The 17,524-nt window shown below is 35.4% G+C and carries 13 protein-coding genes; 3 read left to right on the top strand and 10 right to left on the bottom strand.

Features of this window, described 5'->3' with window-relative positions:
• Window positions 1–18: 18 nt before the first annotated feature.
• The 5 genes from LBU54_RS04430 to pheT form a co-directional block, all read right to left on the bottom strand.
• Window positions 19–2,424 carry an FtsK/SpoIIIE family DNA translocase gene (locus tag LBU54_RS04430; RefSeq protein ID WP_224526424.1) on the bottom strand — a complete coding sequence of 802 codons (2,406 nt, stop codon included), beginning with the start codon at window positions 2,422–2,424 and terminating at the stop codon, window positions 19–21.
• A 24-nt stretch (window positions 2,425–2,448) separates the two neighbouring features.
• Window positions 2,449–3,186: a M15 family metallopeptidase gene (locus LBU54_RS04425; protein WP_224526421.1), complete on the bottom strand. Its 738-nt coding sequence runs from the start codon at window positions 3,184–3,186 to the stop codon at window positions 2,449–2,451.
• 72 nt (window positions 3,187–3,258) lie between these two features.
• The gene (locus LBU54_RS04420) at window positions 3,259–3,627 is read right to left on the bottom strand and encodes a diacylglycerol kinase (protein WP_224526418.1); all 369 of its coding nucleotides are present in this window, start codon (window positions 3,625–3,627) and stop codon (window positions 3,259–3,261) included.
• Between the two features lie 15 nt (window positions 3,628–3,642).
• A complete protein-coding gene (gene tpx, locus LBU54_RS04415) occupies window positions 3,643–4,143 on the bottom strand; it encodes a thiol peroxidase (protein WP_224526415.1) in 501 nt (166 codons plus the stop codon).
• A 142-nt stretch (window positions 4,144–4,285) separates the two neighbouring features.
• Entirely contained in the window at window positions 4,286–6,712 is a 2,427-nt protein-coding gene (gene pheT, locus LBU54_RS04410) for a phenylalanine--tRNA ligase subunit beta (RefSeq protein ID WP_224526411.1), read from the bottom strand.
• Window positions 6,713–6,854: 142 nt separating this feature from the next.
• Here pheT and LBU54_RS04405 point away from each other — a divergent pair, with 142 nt between their 5' ends.
• On the top strand, window positions 6,855–8,066 hold the full coding sequence (locus LBU54_RS04405) for a peroxiredoxin family protein (protein WP_224526408.1): 1,212 nt from the start codon (window positions 6,855–6,857) through the stop codon (window positions 8,064–8,066).
• Window positions 8,067–8,084: 18 nt separating this feature from the next.
• Here LBU54_RS04405 and LBU54_RS04400 read toward each other — a convergent pair whose 3' ends face one another.
• The 3 genes from LBU54_RS04400 to recG form a co-directional block, all read right to left on the bottom strand.
• On the bottom strand, window positions 8,085–8,546 hold the full coding sequence (locus tag LBU54_RS04400; RefSeq protein WP_224526405.1) for a hypothetical protein: 462 nt from the start codon (window positions 8,544–8,546) through the stop codon (window positions 8,085–8,087).
• A 127-nt stretch (window positions 8,547–8,673) separates the two neighbouring features.
• On the bottom strand, window positions 8,674–10,068 hold the full coding sequence (locus LBU54_RS04395; protein WP_224526402.1) for a short-chain fatty acid transporter: 1,395 nt from the start codon (window positions 10,066–10,068) through the stop codon (window positions 8,674–8,676).
• Window positions 10,069–10,451: 383 nt separating this feature from the next.
• Window positions 10,452–12,554, bottom strand: a complete 2,103-nt coding sequence (gene recG, locus LBU54_RS04390) for an ATP-dependent DNA helicase RecG (RefSeq protein ID WP_224526399.1) — start codon at window positions 12,552–12,554, stop codon at window positions 10,452–10,454.
• Between the two features lie 100 nt (window positions 12,555–12,654).
• On the opposite strand from recG, the gene LBU54_RS04385 reads away from it, so the two are divergent.
• On the top strand, window positions 12,655–14,619 hold the full coding sequence (locus LBU54_RS04385; RefSeq protein ID WP_224526396.1) for a M1 family metallopeptidase: 1,965 nt from the start codon (window positions 12,655–12,657) through the stop codon (window positions 14,617–14,619).
• Window positions 14,619–15,518, top strand: a complete 900-nt coding sequence (locus tag LBU54_RS04380; protein ID WP_224526393.1) for a patatin-like phospholipase family protein — start codon at window positions 14,619–14,621, stop codon at window positions 15,516–15,518. Before LBU54_RS04385 ends, LBU54_RS04380 begins: the two co-directional genes overlap by 1 nt.
• A gap of 5 nt (window positions 15,519–15,523) precedes the next feature.
• On the opposite strand, the gene LBU54_RS04375 is transcribed toward LBU54_RS04380, so the two are convergent.
• Window positions 15,524–16,045 (bottom strand): DUF7935 family protein, encoded by a 522-nt coding sequence (locus tag LBU54_RS04375; protein ID WP_224526391.1) that lies wholly within the window; start codon window positions 16,043–16,045, stop codon window positions 15,524–15,526.
• A 96-nt stretch (window positions 16,046–16,141) separates the two neighbouring features.
• The gene (locus LBU54_RS04370) at window positions 16,142–17,413 is read right to left on the bottom strand and encodes an amidohydrolase (protein WP_224526389.1); all 1,272 of its coding nucleotides are present in this window, start codon (window positions 17,411–17,413) and stop codon (window positions 16,142–16,144) included.
• Window positions 17,414–17,524: the final 111 nt, after the last annotated feature.

The following is a 17,524-nucleotide window of genomic DNA, read 5'->3' as shown; positions in this document are numbered from 1 at the left end:
TTATTTATGTCTACGTTTTTATTGATTTTCATTTTCTAATAGTTGGTCTAAAGCTACTAAATCTGGCACTAAAACTTGCCTTGCCTTGCTTCCTTCAAAAGGTCCTACAATTCCCGCAGCTTCTAACTGATCAATGATTCTTCCAGCCCTGTTATAACCCAGTTTTAATTTACGTTGAAGCAATGAAGCCGATCCTTGTTGTGCTGTAACAATAACTTCTGCTGCCTCTCGAAAAAGCTTATCTCTATCTTCAATATCTATATCAAGATTTGTGCCACCTTCTTCACCGACATATTCAGGTAAAAGATGCGCATCAGGATATGCTTTTTGTGAACCAATAAATTCTGTTATCCGTTCAACTTCGGGAGTGTCAACAAAGGCACATTGCAATCTAATTAAATCATTTCCTTGCGTATAAAGCATATCCCCTCTGCCTATTAATTGATCCGCACCAGAACCGTCTAATATAGTTCTGGAATCAATTTTACTAGTGACTCTAAAGGCAATACGAGCAGGAAAATTAGCCTTAATAATACCTGTAATAACATTTACGGATGGTCTTTGTGTGGCTATTATTAAATGAATACCAATAGCTCTTGCAAGTTGTGCAAGTCGCGCAATCGGTGTTTCAACTTCTTTACCAGCAGTCATTATCAAATCTGCAAACTCATCTACAACCAAAACGATATAAGGTAAAAATTGGTGCCCATCATTTGGATTCAATTTTCTGGCTTTGAATTTAGCATTGTATTCTGCAATGTTTCTACAAAATGCATTTTTAAGCAATTCGTAGCGGTTATCCATTTCTATACAAAGTGAGTTAAGCGTATTAATTACTTTGGTATTATCGGTAATTATTGCTTCTTCACTATCTGGAAGTTTTGCTAGGTAATGACGTTCAATTTTATTAAAAAGCGTTAATTCAACTTTTTTAGGATCGACCAATACAAATTTTACTTCTGCGGGATGTTTTTTATAAAGCAATGAGGTTAGTACAGCATTTAGACCTACAGATTTACCTTGACCTGTGGCACCTGCCATCAATAGGTGAGGCATTTTAGCTAAATCTACCACAAAAGTCTCATTACTTATAGTTTTACCAAAAGCGATAGGTAACTGCATTTTTGATTGTTGAAACTTTTGTGAGGCTATTACGCTTCGCATTGATACGATAGTAGCCTTTTTGTTGGGTACTTCAATTCCGATGGTTCCTTTACCTGGAATTGGGGCAATAATCCTTATTCCAAGGGCCGATAGAGAAAGTGCAATATCATCTTCCAAATTCTTGATTTTAGAAATTCTGATTCCTGCATCCGGTACAATTTCGTACAAGGTAACGGTTGGCCCAATTGTAGCCTTTATGCTACTAATACCTATTTTGTAGTTATTTAAGGTTTCTACAATTCTATTTTTATTTTCCTCTAATTCCTCTTGATCTATAGAGATACCTTCATTATCGTATTTCTTTAAAAGATCTAAGGGTGGAAATTGATACTTACCCAATTCTAAAGTCGGGTCAAACAGCCCAAAATCTTCAACCAGTTTATCCGAAAGATTATCAGTTTCTGACTTTTCCTCGGCAATGTGCTCTACCTCCACTTTAAGTTCGGAGGTCTCTGCTTCTTTTTCTTTTGTTGATTCGACTTCAATTTTAACTTCTTCAGAACTGGATTTAGGACTGGAATGTTTAGAAATTGTTGGTTCTGATTGCTCCAAATTGATTTCAAAGGCAGATTTTATGGACTCAGCTTCTTCAGTTAGACTGTTATCTACCGCTACAGTAACTGTTTCATTATCTAGGGTAAGGTCTTCATTAATATTTCGTTTTGCACTTCTAAATAGGCTAACAATAGACTCGCCCGTAACTTTGAAACGTATGGCTAAGTAGGATATAAGGCCAAACAGCAATAATAGAATTGTTCCAATTTTACCAATATAATCTTGAAGAAATTGATTGATCTCAAAACCAATTGTACCGCCTAGAAAATCATATTTATGTGTAAAAAAGCCGAATAAGATTGAAAGCCAAATTGCAATTAATGTTCCCCAAATCCAATGTTTCGTTAAGCGACTTTTTTTAAGATTGAGGGTAACATATACACCAGACAAAAAAACCAATCCAGAAAAGATAAATGAAGGAATACCGAATCCCCTTGAAATAAAAAGTTCACTAACCCATGCACCCAGTTGGCTTGCCCAATTCTTATATGCTTCAGTTCGTTCAGGGAAATTAGATAAGACACTCTGGTCCTCCTTGCCTGTGAAAATGAAAGACAAAAAAGAGATAAAAAGCAAAACACCTATTATTATAAGCAAGCTACCATAAACAAGCTTTTGCTGATTTGAAAGTTTCAAAGATGGTTTTTTTAGGGTTACCTTTGATTTTGTTTTTGAAGTATTTTTTTTAGATATTTTTTTAGCCATATAGTTTCCGAACGGTTCAAAGCCTTATTCACTTTTATAACCCTTTACTTTTTTTGATAAACCATTTACATAGTTATGTATCATCTTCATTTCTGACGCCAGTGTATCTCCTTTAAATCCTCTAATATCTGAGTATTCAATATTTTTATTGTAAAAATCTAAATATTTACTTGCTAAAGGCAGGAAGGACCAATGCCATTTTTCTAGATTATAGCCTGTTCTGCCTATTGATTTTTCAGTATAAACTTGATAAAATCCAAAATTATTTGCATTAGCCTTTAACCACTCATACTCACTTTTGCCTTTTCCGCCGTTAAAATACGAATTATTAAGACTATTTAAATCCAAATCTGTTCCCCAATGGTGCCTAGAGGTGGATGGCATAGAACTGTATTCCAATATCTTTTCTGCTCGTTCTTTTGGCTCAAGATAGGTGTATTTTACCCATTTGCGTTCCCATATTGCTTTTTGTTCACTAAAATTTCGAGTACCTGAAATAATTTTAAGACTAATACCGTCTTTCTCAGCATGGTCATACATTTCAATGAAGGCTTCATATACTTCCATGTTAAGATAAATCTCTTTAGATGAGTATTTTGGATCTACTTTGATAAAATTAGTATCGGTCTTGTAATTAAATTTCCCTAAAACAAATGCTTTATCAATCTGAATTAATGCTTCATTTAAAGAGTGATCCTTTTTTTCAGGACTTAAAGTTGAAAAAACAAAGAATAACCATATTATAAAATGTTTGATTTGCAAGGCAATAACTATGTTGAAATAAGGGTAAATCAAAAATACAAATAAGTAACGCTTATCCTAGCGGTTTTGGTATCAAAGAAATTTAGGAAGATATATAAAACCACCTACAATCACTGCAATTATAGATGCAATGAAAACGGCACCAGCAGCAATATCCTTAATTAAACCAATTTTTTCATGATGTTGCGGATGTACAAAATCGGCCAAGTATTCAATTGCGGTATTGATGCCTTCGATACTCATTACGAGACCGATCATGCCAATTTGTATCATCCATTCTGTTTTAGAAATTCCAAAAACAAAACCTGCAACCGTAACAATTATTGCAATAAAAACCTGGATTTTAATACTAGACTCGGTTTTAATAAGTATGAGCATGCCCTTAAAGGCATAGCCTACACTTTTTAGTCTGTTAACAATAAAGGATTCTTTGTTTTGCATTATTTAGCGGCAGAACTAGCTTAATGCATTTAAGGCTGCCTCATAATTTGGTTCGTCTGCAATTTCGCCAACCTGCTCTGTATGTAATATAGTACCATCTGTGTCGATAACTACGATACACCTAGAAAGTAAAGTTTCCAAAGCACTATTAGCAATAGTTAGGCCATATGACTTTCCAAAATCACCTGTTTTGTAATCAGATAAGTTTGTAACATTATCAAGACCTTCAGCACCGCAAAAACGGGCCATTGCAAAAGGTAAATCTTTTGAGATGCACAAAACTTTGGTATTCTCTAATGCACTTGCTTTTTCGTTAAATGTTCTAACTGATTGTGCGCAAGTGCCGGTGTCTATGCTTGGAAAAATATTTAAAACCAATCTTGACCCTTCAAAATCAGATAAACTTTTATCCGATAAATCTGTAGCTGTTAATTTAAAATCTGGAGCTTTTGTTCCCGCTTGAGGTAAATTACCTACTGTTTGAATTGGATTTCCACCTAATGTAATATTTGCCATTTCTTTGAATATTAGTTAAAGTGTAAATTTAACAAATATTCAGGTGGCAATTATTAAATAAAAATTAATGTTTAAAGCATTCAAAAAAAACAACGCTCATGACTAAAGCCAGTTTCAGGAATTGTTATCTTAATGTTTCCATCTACCTTAATTCTGCACCTAATTTAGTCTCAAAATTAGATTGAAGCTTCGACATTATTTTATCAATCTGCTTATCAGTGAGTGTTTTGTTTTCATCCTGAAGGATAAAGCTAACCGCATAACTCTTTTTACCTTTTGGTAAATTTTTACCTTCGTAAACATCAAAAAGGGTTATATTCTTTAGCAACTGTTTTTCGGTTTGTTTTGCTAGAGTATAAATGTCTTCAAAGGAAACATTACTGTCTAATAATAACGCAAAATCTCTTCTAACTTCTGGATACTTTGGTATAGCTTTAAAAGTGATACTGCCGTGTTTAGCCATTTCTAAAACGTTATCCCAATTAAAGTCTGCAAAAAGAATATGTTGCGTAATACCAAAGCTCTTCAATACTGATTTTTTAACCACTCCAAATTCCACCATTTTTTTCTTACCAAAAGAGAATGATAAACCTTCGCTTAAAAGATCAGATTTAGCAGGGGAAGATTTTAGGCGCGTTAATCCAAGACGTTCCAAAATAGCTTCAACAATACCTTTTAAATAGAAAAAATCACTTGGATTTGATGCAGAATTCCAGAGTTCTATCACTTTATTACCTGTTACATAAAGTGATAGGTGTTTGTATTCTTCTCTATCTTCTGAATACTGATGATACGTTTTACCAAATTCAAATAATTTAAGGTCACCTCGTTTTCTGTTTATATTGTGCGCTACAGCCTCAAGTCCTGAAAACAATAGAGATTGACGCATTACTCCTAGGTCGTTGCTTAGTGGATTGAGTATTTCTACATTGTGCTCTTTTTTTAGGGACTCACTAAAATTCACATATTTTGGTGTAGTGAGTGAGTTGGTCATAATTTCAAAGAAACCTCGAGATACCAGTTGATTGCCAATTATATTCTGGAGTTTGTAATCTTCAAAACGTGTTGAATTAGAAATTGAAGCATTTAGTTTTTCTGTAGTACCAACATTATTATAACCGTATACTCTTAGAATTTCCTCTATAACATCGGCTTCACGTTGCACATCGTTGCGGTAAGCAGGTACAGTCAATCCCAAACCTGTTTCGGTGACATTGTTTACTTTTATATCCAACGATGTTAAAATACTTTTAATGGTTTCCCTCGGAATTTCTTCACCTATTAACTTCCTGGCATTATCGAAACTTAACCTTACCTCAAAATCTTTGATTTTTACTGGATACGAATCCGATATGTCACTAGAAATTTCTCCTCCAGCTATATCTGTTATTAATAAAGCAGCCCGTTTAAGAGCGTATTCTGTAATATTAGGATCTATACCACGTTCAAAGCGAAATGAGGCATCAGTATTTAATCCGTGACGCTTTGCGGTTTTACGAATGCTAACAGGATTGAAATAAGCACTTTCCAAAAAGATATCCTTTGTGTTTTCTGTTACTCCTGAATCTATACCACCAAATACACCAGCAATACACATTGGTTTTTCAGCATCGCAAATCATTAAATCTTCTTCATGTAATTCCCTAACATTTTCGTCTAATGTGGTAAATTTTGTGCCCGCTTTACAGGTTTTAACTTCAACTTTGTTACCTGCAATTTTTTGTGCGTCAAAGGCATGCAAAGGTTGACCTAGTTCATGTAGCACATAATTAGTTATATCAACAATGTTGTTGATTGGAGAGAGGCCTATGGATTTTAATTTATGCTGTAGCCAACTTGGAGAAGGTTCTACTTTCACACCAGAAATAGTGACACCACAATAACGGGGACATTTCTCTTTATCTTTTACTTCGACATCAATTTTAAGCGAACGCGCATCAACATGATATGAACTAACTGATGGTGTAATCAATTCTAAAGTAACCTCTTTTTGTAGCAATCCAGCTTTTAAATCTCTTGCTACACCGTAATGGCTCATTGCATCAGCTCGGTTAGGTGTTAGGCCAATTTCAAAAACCTGGTCGTTTTCTACTTTGAAAACTTCTGATGCTTTTGTGCCAACCTTTAAAAGTTTGTCTAAAACCATGATACCATCATGGGATTCACCCAATCCTAATTCATCTTCAGCACAAATCATTCCGTGACTTTCCTCACCACGGATTTTGCCCTTTTTTATTTTCCAAGCTTCCCCTTCAGCAGTATAAAGAGTAGTGCCAATAGTAGCAACTGGAACTTTTTGTCCTTTTGCAACGTTTGGTGCACCACATACAATTTGCAAAGGTGTTTCACCACCGATATCTACAGTTGTGATTTTTAGACGATCGGCATTAGGATGTTGCTTGCAAGTTAACACCTCTCCAACAACAATTCCTTCTAGGCCTCCCTTAATAGACTCGTATGTTTCTATACCTTCAATTTCTAATCCAAGGTCAGTGAGAAGCTCACCTGTTTTTTCGGCATGCCAATCTATCTTTATAAACTGTTTTAACCAGTTGTATGATATCTTCATGTGGTTTAATTAATCAAGCCACAAAGATAAAAATAGTTGCATGGTATTAAAAGTTAGAGGCCGAAATTTAAAACAGCTCGACTTATCCTTTTTTATGTTAGGTAATTGTTGTTATTTCGAACTTTCTAAAAAAGATTTTTAAATGCAAAAAGTATTAGGTTTATTCATGGCCTTACTTATAGTGTCATGTCAGAGCGAAACAAAGTACCAAAGATTACAGACGGGCATATATCGAGCAGTGATAGAAGTTCAGGATAATGAGGCGTTACCGTTTATTTTCGAGGTTACTTCGGATAGTACGTTAACAATAAGTAATGCTGAAGAGCGCATAGAGGTAGATGAAATCACCTATGTTAACGACTCAATATATATTAAAACTCCTGTATTTAATAGTTATATCGCTGCTGTATTTGACGGTGCTAATTTAAGAGGTCAATTAATAAATAAAACACGTAAACGTGTTGCGCCTTTTAAGGCAGAGTTTAATAATGATACCCGTTTTAATACCATTAATAAGCCTAGTGAAGATGTCACCGGTATATGGGAAACAGTCTTTAGCAAGGGGACAAAAGGGGAATATATTGCCAAGGGTAGTTTTAAACAGCAGGGGAATAAGGTACAAGGAACATTTAGAACCACCACTGGTGACTACAGATATTTAGAGGGCATAGTAGATGGTGATAGTCTTAGGTTATCAACTTTTGATGGTGCACACGCCTTTTTATTTATAGCAAAAGTTACCGACTCTACTTTAAATGGTCAGTTTTATTCTGGTAAACACTGGAAAGAACCTTTTGTTGCAAAACGAAATGCTATGTACGAGTTGCCAAAGGTTGAAGACCTCACTTTTTTAAATGACGGTTACGATCAATTAGAGTTTTCATTTCCTGATGAAAATCAAAATATAGTATCTCTAGAGGATGAACGTTTTAAAAATAAAGTAGTCTTAGTGCAAATAATGGGGACTTGGTGTCCTAATTGTTTAGATAGCAGTAAGTATTACACCGAGTTTCATAAGGCCAATAAAGATAGAGGTTTTGAGGTTGTAGCTTTGGCTGTGGAATTTGTTAAAACACCAGAAAAAGCCTTTGCCAACATCGCCCGTTTGCGTGAACGTATTGGAATGGAATACCCAATTATTTTAGCACAATACGGCACAGGTAGTAAAGCAAAGTTACAAGAGAAATTGCCAATGCTAAATCATGTGATGTCCTATCCAACATCAATTTTTGTTGATAAGAAAGGGAAGGTACGCAAAATACAAACTGGTTTTAATGGGCCAGGTACTGGTGATAAGTATATTGAGTTTAAAAAAGATTTTGAAAATTTCATAGCAGAACTTCTAGCTGAATAAGTTCATAAAATACCCTGTTTATTTATTCAAATACCACCTATACCCAATATTAAACAAAGCGCGTGATTCAAAGAAAATAAATGAATCACTGCCCACAGGATTATATTCTACCGACATAATCCAATAGCCCTTATTTCCGCTCATGAGACTGGCTTGAAAGTATAGGTTAAATGGATATGGCCTTAAACCCACTATAACATGGGTATTGTCGAATTTTTTGCCTATACCAACTTTACCAGTTATAATAGTAGGAAGGGCAAAACCCGCCTCGTATTCAACAATAAAGTTATTTTCATCAACTACTGTTTTACCCCAGAGATAGGAGACGCCAGGAAAAACATCATACTCAGAAGTTAATTGGGCAATACCAACATTCAGTTCCGAGAAAGACGTGATTGTTTTTCCATTAGAATTTTCTTGTGCGTTTAAATAAACGAACATGAAAATTGAAAGTACCGAAACTATAATTAACCTTTTCATTGCCAAGAAATTTTGAACCATTTCCTTAAACTTGTTGGAATGTAAAAAACGCAAGTGACAAAGTAAATGATGTCTGTCAGTTATACGAACTTAATTAAGATATGGAGATTGGGCCTCTGGTGCAATTTTACAACGGCATGTAGGTTACCAATAAGGATTGAATAATGAATAAAATTAAAAATGGAATAAATAAGTACCCTACAACATCGCGCGCTTGTATTTTAATGCCTTTACCCATAACGGGAAATACCATAAGCAAAAAGAAGGGTTGTAATAAATTGCTAAGGCTCTCGCCATATGCAACGGACATTGAGGCTCTGGCTACCATGGCATTTACCTCAGTTTGTGCAAATCCAACGCCAAGATCTTTGACCATATTGATAATACTGGGTCCAATCACCGCAAATTCTCCACCAGCGGATGGTATGGCAAAATTTACAACACCTCCTGTGAGATAAGAGATAAAGGCATAAGAATTCGGTGTAGCAATTGAGGCCAATACATCACTAATTTTAGTACCTAATCCTGAAGCCATCATAATTCCCATAATCCCTGCATAAAAGGGATACTGAAATAAAATTCCTGAAATATTGCTACTTGCTCGCTTCATGGCAATACTATAGCGCATTGGTGTAATATGAAGAAACAAACCTAACACCAAAAATATAAAAATCATGATGTTGAAATTGAGGTCAAATCCTTTAGTCGAAAAATGATAAACAATATAGATTAAACCCAGTAGTGCCACACTGAGCTGTAACCATCCTGCATTGTTAAGCGCGTCTGAGACTGCCTTGAAAGGTAATTTATAAGATAATGCTTCATCTTTAACAGACGAGGTTTCATCAATAGATTCTGTTTTTAAGTCAGACAGTTCTTTACCTATTGAATCTTTAGGTATTAAAAGCCAAATAATTAAGGGTGCAATTACAACAAATAAAAAAATCATGAATAAATTAAGTTTCGAGCCAAGGCTAAAAGTTGTTGATATGGTTGTGTCTAATATTCCATCCTTGATTAAAAAGTTATTTTCAGTATTAAGCAATAAGGCAATTGAACTTGACAGACCACAAACCCAACCGTTAAATGAAAAGTAAACACAAGCTATTAAAAAAGGGTAGTGGATGCCTTTAATGCGTAGTGCCAGTTCACGTCCTAAAATGGCGGTGACAACGACCATTCCAAAACTTATCAAGGAAAGTAATGCTCCTAAGGCTATGACAATAAAATAAACTTGTGTTGGAGTTTTAACCAAAGTGGCCAGTTTGTCTATAGAATTCTTTACAGGAGAGGATTCAGCAATGCAGTATGCTGTAATTATGATTAATACAATCTGCATACCGAAGGACAAGAGTTTCCAGAAGCCTTCGTACCAACCTTCTAAAACGACTATAGGCTTACTTTCTGTAAATGTTAGTGCTAGTAGACCGGTTAAAAGTGTAAGTATTAATGCAAACACATATGCACTAGGCATATATTTGGTAAAGGTATCAGTGAATTTCTGACCTAATCTAGTGAGCATTTTTGTTGGTTAACTTAGGCTAAGTTAATTATTTTAAAATTCTGTTGCCTCATATTTGTGAAGGATTAGGTTAAGAGATGTAACGATTTAACAATACCTCTAAATAATTAACATGTCACTAACACTATTGAATTAGTTATCAAAGTAAATTAGGATCTCGTTAAAAAACTAATATAGAATGAGTTAAAAACTCACAATTCTCTTAGATAGTATTGCAACAATTAATACTAATTTTCTATTTGCTTGTGGGAACTTCAAAAATATTCATCAACAAAACACGATTATTTATGTTTTGGGAGGCCTGGTTTTAGTTGGTGCTAGGCCTTTTTTTATCAATTATCTTAAACTTATTTTTTTTGGTGGGGATTTTAGCCAATCCTAATTTAGCTTATGTAATTCCAAATATTTCTATACTTTGCCATCTGACGATAGGTATTGAGAATGGCTCTATTTTCTGGTAATGCTAAGCTTAGATCTATTTTTAGGGTGTTTTTTGCCATAAACCTTGCCTGGTCTAGAATAGCCTTATCTTTTACAAGATCTGCAATTCTGAGATTTAAAATACCGCTTTGCTGGGTGCCCATAATATCTCCAGGTCCTCGAAGTTTCAAGTCAACCTCAGCAATTTCAAACCCGTCATTCGATCTAACCATGGTTTCGAGCCTTGTTTTACTGTCATTACTAAGTTTATGACTTGTCATAAGAATACAATAACTCTGCTCTCCGCCACGACCAACACGACCACGAAGCTGATGCAGTTGTGATAATCCAAAACGTTCTGCACTTTCAATAACCATTACTGAAGCATTGGGTACGTTAACGCCAACCTCTATAACCGTAGTTGCGACCATTATATTGGTTTCGCCTTTTGCAAAGCGTTGCATTTCGTAATCCTTGTCACTAGCTTTCATTTTTCCATGCACTATGGAAATTTGATACTGAGGAAGGGGAAATTCGCGCGAAATACTTTCGTAGCCATCCATTAAGTCTTTGTAATCCATTTTTTCGCTCTCCTGAATTAAAGGATAAACCACATAAACTTGTCTTCCTTTTGCAATTTCATCCTTCATGAACTTAAATACGTTCAGTCTGTTTTTATCATATCGATGGACTGTTTTAATCGGTTTTCGTCCTGCTGGTAATTCATCAATTACAGAAATATCTAAATCACCATAAACAGACATAGCCAAGGTTCTCGGAATTGGAGTTGCTGTCATCACCATAATATGCGGAGGCGAGTCATTTTTCTTCCATAGTTTGCTTCTTTGAGCTACTCCAAAACGATGTTGTTCGTCTATAATTGCTAGCCCTAAATTTTTAAATTTTACCTTTTCCTCTAATAGGGCATGAGTCCCAACAAGAATCTGTAAACTACCATTTTCAAGATTTTCGTGAATTAGTTTTCTATCTGAAGTTTTACTTGATCCTGTTAATAATGAAATACTGATATTCAATTTGTTACATAATTCACTTAATCCACTATAGTGTTGGACTGACAAAATTTCAGTCGGCGCCATTAAACAACATTGAAAACCGTTGTCAAGCCCTATGAGCATTGACATAAAAGCTACTATGGTCTTCCCTGAACCTACATCACCCTGTAAAAGTCGGTTCATTTGGGCATTGCTGCCAAAATCTGCTCTAATTTCTTTTAATACACGTTTCTGTGCATTGGTTAATTCAAAGGGTAAATGGTCTGTGTAGAAGGTGTTAAAATAGTGCCCTACTTTTTCAAATTTGAAGCCTTTAATTTTTGATTTGTGAATCAAATTTTTTAAAATTAATTGCAACTGGATGTAAAACAGTTCCTCAAATTTCAATCTAAATTGTGCTCTCGTTAGGTGCGTTTGTGATTTTGGAAAATGAATATTAAATAGCGCATCAGATTTTGAAACGAGTTTTAATTCACCTAAAATAGAGCTAGACAATGTTTCAGAAAATTTGCCATTTGTTTCAAGGAAAAGTTGTTGCATTATTTTGGTGATGACGCGATTTGTTATACCCTTGTTTGTGAGCTTTTCCGTTGATGGGTAGATGGCTTGCATAGCAGAACGAAGATTCTTTTCATGTTCAGATTGCAATTCCAGTTCTGGATGTGGCATACTAAATTTACCATTGTACCAATTTACTCTTCCAAAGGCTACATAAGGTTTGCCCGTCTTTAGGCTTTCACGGATCCATTTTTGCCCTCTAAACCAAACAAGTTCCATTGTACCAGTATCATCCTTAAAATCTGCAACTAACCGTTTCCCTCGCTTCTGTGCGACTTCTCTGAAGCCAATAATCGTTCCAACAATCTGTACCTCAGCACTGTTATGCTGAAGTTCATTGATTTTATAATATTTGGTTCTGTCAATGTATCGATTAGGGAAGAGGTTGATTAAATCCTGGTAGGTGTGTATTCCTAATTCTGAACGTAATAAATCCGCTCTATTAGGGCCAACGCCCTTAAGGTAATCTATTGGTGTTTGCAGATTGACACTCATAACACGAAATTACTCAATTTGACAATAAAAAGGAATCTCAATTTTGAAGGAAAATGACTAAAATTCGTACTTTGGCGTTATCCTTGTTTAAATACAAATCATGAAGCACACAATCAAATACTTTATTTTGGTTTTTTATGTTGCATGCTTTGCACAACAATCTAAATATGTCGATTTTACAACAGGTTCTGCTATATTGAAAGTTGTGCCCGACTCTAGTGAAATTGCTGGCGCAATATCCTACAAATTTGATGTGGTTAAGCCGGTTGATTCTGTTTTTATTGATGCGAAACATCTAAAGGTCGATTCCGTTTTGTTAAACAAGAAACCTGTTTTGTATAGTTATAATAACAAAATTTTAGTAGTCCGTCAGGATTTTAAACCATCTCAGGGCAACAAAATTAGTATCTCTTATTCGGCTAGACCTAAAAAAGCATTGTATTTCTTAACGCGAAATGAAGACTGGAATATCTGGACGCAAGGGCAGGGAAAATATACCAGCAACTGGTTGCCCAGTTTTGATGACGTTAACGAGAAAGTGGTCTTTGAATTTAATTTCGAGGTACCCGAAGGATATCAGGTTATTTCTAATGGCAGTCTTTTAGGAAGTCCGTCGTTTAGCAATGGATCTGCGAATTGGAAATTTAGCATGAACAAACCCATGTCAAGCTATCTTGTAGCGCTTGCAATAGGTAAGTACCGCAAAAAAAAAGAAACTGCAGAAAGTGGAATACCATTAGAGTTATATTATTATCCTGAGGATTCTCTAAAAGTAGGGTCAACATATCGCTATAGTAAGCGCATGTTTGACTTTCTGGAAAAAGAAATTGGTTACCCTTATCCTTGGCTGAACTACAAGCAGGTACCTGTTCACGATTTTCTGTATGCTGGCATGGAAAATACTGGTGCTACGATTTTTTCTGATGCATTTGTAGTTGATGAAATCGGTTTTAATGATAAGAACTACATAAATGCAAATGCTCACGAATTGGCGCATCAATGGTTTGGTAACTTGGTTACGGCTACATCTGGCGAACATCATTGGTTGCAGGAAGGTTTCGCAACTTATTATGCTTTACTTGCTGAGCGGGAAATTTTTGGAGATGATTATTATCATTTTAAGTTGTATGAGTCTGCAGTAGATTTGGGTCGACAAGATATCGCTGGGCAAGGAACGTCGTTATTAAACCCAAAAGCTAGTAGTCTGACGTTTTATCAGCGCGGTGCTTGGGTTTTAGTTGCTTTGCGTTCTATAATCGGTGATCAGATATTTAAAAAAGCAGTGCAAAATTACCTTAACAATTATGCGTTTGGTAGTGTTAAATCATCAGATTTTATTACTGAAGTAGAAACATTATATGACAAGAATTTGGATTCATTTGTAAATACTTGGATTACAAATGAAAAATTCCCTGCTTATAGCGCTATTGACCTACTAAAAGAGCGCTCTACATTTATTCAAGAGTACCTTATGGTAGATTGTGAAGTTAAATCCTCAAAGTGCGAGGAATATCTTAAATATGGTGTTTCGGATGAAGCTAAAATCAAAGTAATTTCCCAAGCACCTGAATTGGTGACTAAAGACACATTTAAAAGTAGTTTAAAGGTGAGGCAAGCCATCGCGCAGTACCTGACTAAAATACCTGTGGATTTGAAGGATGAATACGAATCCTTATTAGATGATGCTTCCTATTTAACAGTAGAAAGTGCACTTTATAATTTATGGAATAATTTTCCTTTAGATCGAGCAAAATATTTATCCAAAACGCGTAATATCCACGGTTTTAATGATAAGAATATAAGACTGCTGTGGATTGTTTTGAATTTGAATACACCTTATTACAATGCTGAAAGCAACCAGGAACTATACGCGGAACTTACAGAATATACCAGCGCGAAATACAATGCAGATTTGCGTATAAATGCGTTTCAGTATTTGAAATTAATAGGCGGTTGCAATGAATTGTGTAAGCAAAATCTTGATAATGCAAAATCACATCATAATTGGCGAATGATTAAGTTTGCCAAGGATTTTGATCTTAAACTAGAAGAAAAAAAGAACTAATGCGAGCACTAGTTATATCAGGAGGAGGGAGTAAAGGCGCATTCGCTGGCGGTGTAGCACAATACCTTATGCAAGAAGAAGGGCGCAACTATGATATGTTTTTGGGGACTTCAACAGGGAGTCTTCTGGTACCTCACCTTGCGGTCGGCAAAATAGATAAGCTCTATTCTATTTTTACCAACGTTCAACAACAAGACATTTTTAGCATTAGTCCTTTTGTGCAAAGGAAAAAGGGTGATAGGGAATACGTTTCTATTGATTTCATTAATTCGCTATGGCAATTTATAAGGTTGAAACGAACCTTTGGTGAAAGTAAGGCCCTAAAACGAAATATTCGAAAAAACTTTACCGAAGCAGAGTACAATCATATAAAGAGCATTCGGCATGAGGTTGTAGTTACCGTTTCAAATTTGTCTATGAATAGGGTGGAGTATAAGTCAATTAACGACTGCTCTTACGAAGAGTTTTGTAATTGGATATGGATTTCCTGTAATTATATTCCGTTTATGTCTTTGGCCGTTGTTAATGGCCATGAGTATGCAGATGGTGGTCTCGGAAGTGTTATTCCTATTAGGGAAGCTATATTGAGAGGTGCAACAGAGGTTGATGCCATCGTTTTAGAGGCTGAATCTTTAAATAGGCAAAAGGTGCTTGGGAAAAATCCCTTCTCACTAATGATTAGCCTTTTTGGGCATCTATTAAATCAAGTAGAAAGAAACGATATTGTTATAGGTAAATTGGCAGCAAAGAACAGAGGTGTAAAGCTCAATTTATATTATACGCCAACAACCTTAACAGAAAACTCCCTGATATTTAGTAAGCGACTTATGGAAAATTGGTGGAAACAAGGATTCGATTATGCAGCCCAGAAACACTCTAGTTTATCAAATGTTGAGTAATGCAGTTACCACATCTCACCAACCTCTTCTTTAATAAACGCTAATGCGGTACTACTTGGAGCTTGTTTGTCCATAAGATCGGTTAAAGCTATTTCTCGTAGCTTATTTGCAGTATCTGTTTTTTCGTTCATTGTGGCTTTTCTGATAAGTTGAATTGTAGCATTTTTAGCGCCTCTAATCACATTCCAACATTCGTCACTAACATAGATTTGTTGCGATAAATTATGCTCAAATTCTTGTTCAATAGTAGCTATAAGTAAAGCTTCATAATCTCCTTTATTTGAGCTATTTGGATGTACTCTAGTAAGTAATTTTGAAGGTGAGATACGCTCAAGAAAAAGTGCCATGCGTTCATAAGCTTGTAGCCTCAGTGGGAACGCCTCTCTCTGCATACTTTTTTGAAGCATATAGCGTCTTCTGTTATTTTCATTTTCAATATGTTTCTTAAAAAAATAATAGGCAATAGCACCAACGAGTATTGCCGGAAGAAGATTGAGGGTAATTTCAGTTATTGTATCTATATCCATTTAAAAAAATGTTTTTAGTTGTTGAATTAATTAATAGTAAGACACTGACATTCTTTTACATTTTTCATTTCTCTGAAATTTTTAAAAACGCTTTTTTTAATTGTTATTTAAATAGTCTAAAGTAATTTGAGTAAACGCCTTTACGCCAAGAAGCAAACCACTGTCGTCGATTTTAAAATCGGGCGTGTGATGTGGAAATGCTTCAGTTTCGCCTGGAGTCATACCACCTAAAAAGAAATAAACACCAGGTACTACTTCTTGAAAGTATGAAAAATCTTCACCTCCAGTTGTTGCCTTCATCAATTGTACATTTTCCTCACCTGCAACCTGATACAACGAGGGTAAAATTTGAGTTGTTAAACCAGGATCATTGTAGGTTACAACAGTGTTATTTTGCCAATCTATAACTGCCTCGCCACCATAAGCCGTGGCAATGTCGTGAGCCATTTCATCCATACGTTTAATAATAAGCTCACGCATGTCAGCATCTAAGGTTCTTACAGTGCCGATTAATTCAACAGATTCTGGGATAATATTAAATCGTGTGCCGGCGGTTATTTTACCAACAGTGATTACAGCAGGTGCTTTAGTCAGATTTGACTCTCTTGAAATTATGGTTTGAAAACCATCAATGATTTTCGCTGAAATTAATACAGGATCTACACCAGACCAGGGTTGGGAGCCATGGGTTTGTTTACCTTTCACATTAACTACAAAACGTTCAACTGCGGCCATTATACCACCTGTTTTATATTTTATGGTCCCAACAGGAGTTTCTGAATTTATATGTAATCCAAATATCGCATCGACCTTAGGGTTCTCAAGAACACCTTCTTTAATCATTAATTTGGCGCCACCTTCTTCGCCAGGAGGGGGCCCTTCCTCTGCCGGTTGAAATATAAACTTTATGGTGCCATTTATTTTGTCTTTATGTTTTGACAATACTTCTGCTGTGGCCATTAGTATCGCAATATGAGTATCGTGCCCACAAGCATGCATCACTCCAGTCTCCGTATTTAAAAATGTGGTTCTAACTTCAGACTTAAATGCTAAGTCATTTCGTTCGGTCACTGGTAATGCATCAATATCAGCTCTCAGTGCGACAACCTTACCAGGGTTATCACCTTTTAATATGCCTACAACACCTGTTTTTGCAATACCTGTTTGGACTTCTAGGCCAAGTGATTCTAAATGCTTTGCAATTTTTTCTGCAGTTTTAAATTCGCGATTCGACAATTCTGGATATTGATGAAAATCGTGACGCCATTCAATTAATTTTTCTTCGATTTCAGTAATGTCTAGTGCAATTGAATTTTGTGCTTGGGCAACAAAAAGAAGTGATAAAATAAAGCCGAATACAATTTTCATAGATAATAATTTTGCCTAAAGATATTGAAATTTACTTATAAAATCTTTTCAAATATTGTTTATAATTAATAGGTAAATCATGCGGAATTACTTAATACAATATGTATTTTC

The organism is Winogradskyella alexanderae (assembly GCF_020166335.1).
Taxonomy (GTDB): domain Bacteria; phylum Bacteroidota; class Bacteroidia; order Flavobacteriales; family Flavobacteriaceae; genus Winogradskyella; species Winogradskyella alexanderae.
This window is presented reverse-complemented; position numbering and strand designations above follow the sequence as displayed.